This is a genomic window from Actinokineospora sp. (assembly GCF_050699995.1).
GTDB lineage: Bacteria > Actinomycetota > Actinomycetes > Mycobacteriales > Pseudonocardiaceae > Actinokineospora.
In genome coordinates, this window is record NZ_JBOHGC010000052.1 from 1 (window position 1) to 6947 (window position 6947).

The 6947-nt window shown below is 68.4% G+C and carries 5 protein-coding genes and 1 pseudogene; 5 read left to right on the plus strand and 1 reads right to left on the minus strand.

The genetic code is table 11. The annotated features are described in order from the left end of the window. The 5 genes and pseudogenes from ACRDSQ_RS03325 to ACRDSQ_RS03345 all read left to right on the plus strand — a co-directional run. Positions 1–459, plus strand: a pseudogene (locus ACRDSQ_RS03325) (DAK2 domain-containing protein); the annotation flags it as partial. A gap of 164 nt (positions 460–623) precedes the next feature. Beyond that, positions 624–2807 (plus strand): ATP-dependent DNA helicase RecG, encoded by a 2184-nt coding sequence (recG, locus tag ACRDSQ_RS03330; RefSeq protein ID WP_431418643.1) that lies wholly within the window; start codon positions 624–626, stop codon positions 2805–2807. Between the two features lie 103 nt (positions 2808–2910). Further along, entirely contained in the window at positions 2911–3780 is an 870-nt protein-coding gene (locus ACRDSQ_RS03335; protein WP_431418649.1) for a HalD/BesD family halogenase, read from the plus strand. Between the two features lie 9 nt (positions 3781–3789). Continuing rightward, complete coding sequence (locus tag ACRDSQ_RS03340) at positions 3790–4596, plus strand: class I SAM-dependent methyltransferase (protein WP_431418645.1); 807 nt, start codon at positions 3790–3792, stop codon at positions 4594–4596. 39 nt (positions 4597–4635) lie between these two features. Next, positions 4636–6399: a choline/carnitine O-acyltransferase gene (locus ACRDSQ_RS03345; RefSeq protein ID WP_431418650.1), complete on the plus strand. Its 1764-nt coding sequence runs from the start codon at positions 4636–4638 to the stop codon at positions 6397–6399. A gap of 147 nt (positions 6400–6546) precedes the next feature. Here ACRDSQ_RS03345 and ACRDSQ_RS03350 read toward each other — a convergent pair. After that, a partial coding sequence (locus ACRDSQ_RS03350) for a hypothetical protein (RefSeq protein ID WP_431418647.1) occupies positions 6547–6947 on the minus strand: 401 nt, incomplete at its 5' end.

Sequence of the window (6947 nt, forward strand, 5' to 3'; positions counted from 1 at the left end):
GGCCAGGATGTCGTAGTGGTGCCCTGTGCGTCGCCCGTGCAAGCGCTTGCCGCGATCGCGGTCCACGACCCGAGGCGCCGCTCCGGCGACGACGTCGTCGCGATGGCGGAGGCCGCGGCGGCGACCCGGCGCGGTGCGGTCGTGGTCGCCGAGGAGGCCGCGATCACCTGGATCGGCCCGTGCGCGGCGAACGACGTGGTCGGGTTCGCCGACGGCGAGGTGGTCCTGATCGAGCCCGGCCCACCGCTGTCCGACGCGTTGATCAAGGTCGCGTGCGGGGTGGTGGAGCGGATGCTCGCGGTAGGCGGCGAACTGGTGACCGCGCTGCTCGGCCGCGACGCCCCGGATGGCCTCCCCGAGGCGCTGACCGAGTACCTGCGCACCGCCCGACCCGAGGCCGAACTGGTGGTCTACCGCGGCGGCCAGTCCGACTCCGTACTGACCCTCGGCCTCGAATAACCCGCGAGTCCCCACTTCCCGACAACGAGTTCTCGTTTCGCGCCCACTTGTCCACAGGGCGAAATGGGAACTCGGTGTCGGGAAGTGGGGACTCGCGGGTGGGCGCGTGCCGGTGTCGGTGCGAGTCGACATAATCTGGCGAGCCGAGTGCGGAACGGAGAGGTATGGCTTCGCTGAGCGAGAAGCTCGACCGGGTGGTGGGCAAGAAGTCGGCCGACGCGCTGAAGGCCGCGTTCTCCTTGGAGACCGCGGGCGAGCTGCTGCGCCACTACCCCCGCCGCTACGCCGAGCGCGGCAAGCTCACCGAGATCGCGGGCCTGGAGGTCGGCGAGCACGTCACGGTCATGGCGAAGGTCGTCTCGGTCAACAAGCGGCAGATGAAGACCAAGCGCGGGTCGATCGTCGAGGTCGTCCTCACCGATGGCAGCAAGTCGCTGGAGTGCGCGTTCTTCAACCAGCCCTGGCACATGGACAAGCTCAAGCCGGGCTTCAACGCGCTCTTCGCGGGCAAGGTCACCGCGTTCCGCAACAAGTTGCAGCTCGCCAACCCCGACTACCAGCTGTTCGACTCGACCGACGAGGTCGACGCCGAGGAGTTCGCGGGCAGCCTGATCCCGGTCTACCCGGCGTCGGCGAAGATCCAGTCCTGGCAGATCGCGCAGTGCGTCAGCCAGACGCTGGGGATGCTCGACGAGATCGAGGACCCGTTCCCCGATGAGCTGCGCGACAAGCTCGGCCTCGCGGAGTACGACGCGTCGGTTCGCGCGATCCACCTGCCCGCGGACTGGGCCGACGTCGAGTCCGCGAAGACCAGGCTCAAGTGGGATGAGGCGTTGGCGCTGCAGTTGGTGCTCGCCCAGCGCCGGATGGCCAGTGGCGCCCGGCCCGCGCCCGCGTGCCCGCCGCGGCCTGGGGGCATCCTCGACGCGTTCGACCAGCGGCTGCCGTTCAAGCTCACCAAGGGCCAGGTCGAGGTCGGCCACGCGATCGCGGAGGACCTTTCCGGCAGCCACCCGATGAGCAGGCTCCTGCAAGGCGAAGTCGGTTCCGGAAAGACGATCGTGGCGCTGCGCGCGATGCTGCAGGTCGTCGATTCCGGTCGGCAGGCCGCGCTGCTGGCGCCGACGGAAGTCCTTGCGGCGCAACACGCCCGCTCGCTCGCCGAGATGCTGGGCGACCTCGCCCAGGGCGGCCAGCTCGGCGGCGCCGAGAACGCCACCAACATCACGCTGCTCACCGGCTCGCTGACCGCGCCGCAGCGCAAGCAGGCGATGCTCGACGCGGCCAGTGGCGCCGCCGGCATCGTCGTCGGCACGCACGCGCTGATCCAGGACAAGGTCTCTTTCGCAGACCTCGGTTTCGTCGTGGTCGACGAGCAGCACCGCTTTGGGGTCGAGCAACGCGACGCCCTGCGCGCGCGAGCCGGGGAGAACGTCAGCCCGCACGTGCTGGTCATGACCGCGACGCCGATCCCGCGGACTGTCGCGATGACGGTCTACGGCGACCTGGAGACCTCGGCGCTGCGCGAACTCCCGGCGGGACGGTCCCCGATCTCCACCAATGTCGTGCCGGTGTCGGAGAAGCCCGCGTGGCTCGACCGGGTCTGGGAGCGCATCCGCGAGGAGGTCTCCAAGGGCCACCAGGCTTACGTCGTGTGCCCCCGCATCGGCGAGGAGGCCTCGTCGGAGGACACCGATGAGGGGGAACCCCCTAAAGACTCCGGGACCGACCGCAGGCCGCCGCTGGCGGTGGCCGACGTGGCGCCGCTGCTCGCCGAGGGCGCGCTCGCGGGGCTGCGGCTGGGCATCCTGCACGGGCGGCTCGCGCCCGACGAGAAGGACCGGGTGATGCGGGCGTTCGCGGCGGGCGACATCGACGTGCTCGTCGCGACCACCGTCGTCGAGGTCGGCGTCAACGTGCCCAACGCGACCGCCATGGTGATCATGGACGCCGACCGGTTCGGCGTCAGCCAGCTCCACCAGCTGCGCGGCCGGGTCGGCCGGGGCAGCGCGCCGGGGCTGTGTCTGCTGGTCACGGAGATGCCGGGCGGCACCGCGACCCGCGACCGGCTGGCCGCCGTGGCGTCCACATTGGACGGTTTCGAGCTCGCCCGGCTCGACCTGGAGATGCGGCGCGAAGGCGACATCCTCGGGTCCAGCCAGTCCGGTTCGCGCTCCGGGCTGAAGATGCTGTCGCTGCTGCGCGACGAGGACGTCATCGCCGACGCCAGGGTCGTCGCCCAGGCGCTCATCGCCGACGACCCGGACCTCAAGCCGTATCCGGGATTGGCCACGATGGTCAGCCAGCTCGTCGCCGAAGACCGGGCGGAATATCTGGAAAAGTCCTGAACTTAACGGATCTTGGTGTCCTGACACAATATGGCTACGATCACGAAAATTACCGCACATTTCAGGTAGCGGGCGCTACTCGCGAGTCAACACAATGAACCGCATGGTCGCTACGGAAGCCCGAGTGATCGACCAGGTGGTCGACACAGCTCGCTATCCGCTGACGGATCCGGCAAGCGGCGCGTGGCAAACCGCTGTTTCCCGGGCCCGTCAGGAATTGCGCGCCGACGGCTGCAGTGTGCTGCTGGATTTCATCAGATCAGAACTAAGGGAGACGCTCCGCGCGGAGGGTGCGGGCGTCGCGCCGCTCGCCCACTACGACGTCGAGCAGGTCAACGCCTACAACATCCCGCTCGACGCCGACCTGCCCGCGGACCATCCCGGACGGATGATTTTGGAGCGTGGCAACGCTTTCGTCGCCCGCGACCGCATCCCGGAGACGGCGCTCATCCACCAGCTCTACACCAGCGCGCTGTTCAAGCGATTCGTCGCCGAGTGCTTCGAGCTGTCCGAGCTGCACGAGTTCGCCGACCCGCTGGCCGGGTTGTGCCTCAATGTCGTGTCGCCGGGAATGGAACACCCGTGGCATTTCGACACGAACGAATTCACCGTGAGCATGCTGACCCAGGAATCGCAGGCGGGTGGCGTGTTCGAATACTGCCCGAATATCCGATCGGGGCGGGCCGAGAACTTCGGCGACGTGCGCGCGGTACTGACCGGGAGCGGGGACCGGCTTATCCGCCGGCTTTCCCTGCGCCCCGGTGATCTGCAGTTGTTCAAAGGCCGCTATTCGCTGCACCGGGTGACCTCCGTGCGCGGCGAGACGGCCCGCCACTCGGCGATCTTCGCCTACAGCGAGCGTCCCGGCGTCATCGGCAACGTGGAACGGACCCGGCAGCTCTTCGGCCGTGTCCTGCCCGAACACCTGGCGGCCGCGGGGCGCGCCGTTCGAGGCGACCAGCTGTTGGACTAGGGAGCGAGCATGTCCGTGCGTTTCGACACCACCGGAAAGATCTCCTTCGACGACATCTACGTCCAGCCCGACCCGCGCGCGTACTTCAGCGCGCTGCGGGAGCTGGACTACGGCATTCCTGAACTGGCGAAGCCGTACTTCTCCAAGCTCATCCACGAGTACCGAGAGACGACCGGCGTCGCCGAGGTGAACGTCCTCGACGTCGGCTGCTCCTACGGGATCAACGCCGCGCTGCTGCGCTGCGACGCGACGATGGACGACCTGTACCAGCACTACGCGGACACCGAGGGCCTCGGCCACGGCGACTTGGTCGCGCGCGACCGCGAACTGGTTCGCGCGCGCACGCGCCTCGACGGCGTCCGGTTCGCCGGGTTCGACGCCTCCGAGAACGCCTTGGCCTACGCGCTGTCGACCGGGTTCATCGACTCCGCGCTGCACGGCGACCTGGAGCGGGCCGACCCGACCCCGGAACAGCGTGCCGAGCTGGCCGGGACCGACATCGTCATCTCCACCGGCTGCGTGGGCTACGTGACCGAGAAGACGATCTCCCGGATCGCGCGCGCGCAGGAGCGGCGGCCGTGGATGGCGCACTTCGTGCTCCGCATGTTCTCCTTCGACCCGGTGGCCGAGAGCCTGGCCGAACTCGGCTACGAGACCGAGGCCGTCGACGGGGACTTCCGGCAGCGGCGGTTCGCCTCGGCGGAGGAGCAGTCGCAGGTCCTGGACACGCTGTCGAGCGTGTCGGTGGACCCCGCCGGGCTCGAAGCCGAGGGGTGGCTCTACGCCCGGCTCCATATCTCCCGTCCGCGCGCCTGACCGCGCGATGATGGGCACAACCGACCACCGAGTTCGAGGATCACAGTGAACAGCAGCCAGCAATGGTCTCCCCGCACCTTCGGCAACGAGGACCTCCTGCCGCGGGTCCCGCTGCCCGAGTTGGAAGAAACGTGCGAGCGCTTCCTGGCCTGGTGCGCGCCGCTGCTGACTGCGCAGGAACTGGCCCAGACCGAGGCCGCCGTGGCCGACTACCTGCGCCCCGACAGCCCCGCGCGGGAGTTGCACGCGGAGTTGGTGCTGTACAACGAGACCGAGGGTGTGCACAGCTGGCTCGACACGTTCTGGCCGTCGCGCTACCTGGGCAGGCGCGACCGGATCGCGATCAACGCCAACTTCTTCTTCCTGTTCAAGGACAGCGACCTCGGCCAGGTCGAGCGCGCCGCCGCGCTCACCGCCGCCGCCGTCGACTACAAGCTGCGCCTTGACGACGAGCGGATCCCGCCGGTCCTGCAGCGCGGGCAGCCGCTGTCGATGGAACAGAACAAGTACCTGTTCTCCGCCACCCGCATCCCGGGCGCGGAGCAGGACACCGTCCGCGTCCCGTACACCGACGAGTGGCCGGGCCCGTCGGATGCTCGGCACATCGCGGTGCTGTTCCGCGGCAACATCATCCGGCTCGACGTCATCGCCCCCGACGGCCGCCCGTACTCCCTCGACGGCCTCACCGAGGCTCTGCGCGCCCTGATGACCCCGGGGCGCTCCGACACCTGCGTCGGCCACCTCACCACCATGGCCCGCGCGGAGTGGGCAGCCACAAGGCAAGCGCTTGCGCTGGACAACGCGGCGGCCCTGGATGTCGTCGAGACCGCGTTGTTCTGCGTGTGCCTGGAGGACTTCGCGCCGAAGGACACCCAGGAGGCGTGCGACCACCTGCTGCACGGCGACAGCGCCAACCGGTGGTTCGACAAGGCCGTGTCCCTGATCGTCTTCGCCGACGGCCGCGCGGGGATCAACATCGAGCACTGCGGCCTCGACGGCACCACCATCCTCGCCTTCGTCGACCGCATCCTCGGCGACGAGCCCACCGCCGAGACAGCACCCGGCGTCCCGACGTCGGAATTGGTCGAGTTCACCCTCACCGACGCCCTGCGCGCCGACGTGGCGGCCGCAGCCAAGTCCTTCGCCGACTACGCCGCCGCCAACGCCACCACGATCGTCTCGTTCGACGACTTCGGGGCAGGCAAAGCGAAGCAGCTGGGCATGTCCCCGGACGCCTTCGCGCAGATGGCGTACCAACTCGCGCACAAGCGCACCAAGGGCATCACCGGCGCCACCTACGAGTCCATCGCCACCCGCCAGTACAACCGAGGCCGCACCGAGGCGATGCGGGTCGTGACACCGGAGGTCCTGGAGTTCGTCGAGGCCATGGAATCCGGCGACCCCGACACCCGCCGCGCCGCTTTCCGCAAGGCCGCGGAGAAGCACGTCGCCCGGGCGAAGGAATGCCAGGCGGGCCAAGCGCCCGAACAGCACCTATGGGAACTCCAGCTGATCCAGAAACGCCGCGGCGGCGGGGAACCCCTTGCGCTGTACGACACCCCAGGCTGGACCAAGATGCGCGACGACTACCTGAGCACTAGCTCGGCGCCGTCGGTGAATATCCAGTACTTCGGGTTCGGGTCGACGTCTTCGAAGTGCATTGGGGTGGCGTATGTGTTGCTGCCGGACCGGTTGAACCTGTACTTGAGCACGCCGGCGGGGGTGGCGGCGGAGATGTATGCGTTCGCGGATGAGCTGAAGAAGGCTGTGCAGGAGCTGCAGGACTTGCTGTCAGCCGAATAGTACGCAGGCTCCCGGAGCCAGGACAACGGCTGTGGTAATAGGCCGCGCAGACCACGCGGCTGACGTGGCGGCGCTGAGCGGGATGGCCCCGGGCTAGGCAGATGGGAGGGCACAGGTTGCACTGTGCCCTCCCATCTGCGCCGGTATCTACCAGCCGTTGGCGATGATGATGCCGATGCCGTCAGCCCAGAGTCCCTGGCCGTTACCGGTGAACATACGGAGGTTCCCGGTGTTGGCTTCTCTGGTGATCAGGTTGGGTTTGGTGGGGTCGGTGTTGTAGTTGGTCATTCCCCAGAAGGTGTGACCGGCGAATCCCGAGCCGATGTTGATGCCGTTGTCGTTGAGGTGTCCGCCGGTGAGGTCGCCGTAGTAGATGCGGATGGATCCGTCCGGGGTGTGGCGGACGAGTAGGTCGTGGTAGCCGTCGAGGTTCCAGTCGGTGATGCCCATGGTGGTGTAGGTGTTGGCGTGGAATCCTCCGCCGATCTGGACCCGGTTGCCGCCGCCTCCGGTGAGGTCGCCGGGGTACATCCATTCGGTGCCTTGGG

Excerpts from the sequence above, each read along its gene's own strand:
- recG (WP_431418643.1), top strand. The coding sequence starts at position 624 with ATGGCTTCGCTGAGCGAGAAGCTCGACCGGGTGGTGGGCAAGAAGTCG.
- ACRDSQ_RS03335 (WP_431418649.1), top strand. The coding sequence starts at position 2,911 with ATGGTCGCTACGGAAGCCCGAGTGATCGACCAGGTGGTCGACACAGCT.
- ACRDSQ_RS03340 (WP_431418645.1), top strand. The coding sequence starts at position 3,790 with ATGTCCGTGCGTTTCGACACCACCGGAAAGATCTCCTTCGACGACATC.